Here is a 460-nt window from a genome sequence, read left to right as displayed (position 1 = left end):
ATGTCCCAGTTGCCTTCTTCGGTGTAGAACTTCAGCGCAAAGCCAAGAGGGTCGCGCTCGGTATCAGCCGAGCCGCGCTCGCCGCCGACAGTGGAGAATCGCAGGAAAGTCGGGGTTTGTTTGCCTACCGATTCAAACAACTTGGCGCTGGTGTACTCGGTGATGTCACGCGTGACGGTGAACGTGCCGTAAGCGCCCGAACCTTTGGCGTGTACCCGACGCTCAGGAATGTTTTCACGGTTGAAGTGGGCAAGCTTCTCGATCAGATGAAAATCGTCGAGCAGCAGCGGGCCTCTAGGGCCGGCGGAGCGAGAATTCTGGTTATCAGCGACAGGTGCGCCACTGGCGGTCGTAAGCGTTTTGTTCTGGCTCATACGGTCTTCTTCCTCTGTCAGTCTTGGAACTGCCGGCTACTCGGCTTGGCGGGAAGTATTGATCATCCATGTGACAGCCACAAATT

Annotated in this window: 1 protein-coding gene; it reads right to left on the bottom strand. The window is 56.5% G+C overall.

Annotated features, from left to right (window positions below; all coding sequences use genetic code 11):
- On the bottom strand, positions 1-374 hold a 374-nt coding region (locus DBR24_RS28290; protein WP_128616346.1), incomplete at its 3' end, for a catalase.
- Positions 375-460 lie beyond the last annotated feature (86 nt).

This window comes from Pseudomonas sp. HMWF006, from assembly GCF_003061205.1.
GTDB classification, from domain to species: domain Bacteria; phylum Pseudomonadota; class Gammaproteobacteria; order Pseudomonadales; family Pseudomonadaceae; genus Aquipseudomonas; species Aquipseudomonas monsensis.
Note: the sequence above shows the minus strand (reverse complement) of the source record. Positions and strands in the feature narration are given on the sequence as shown.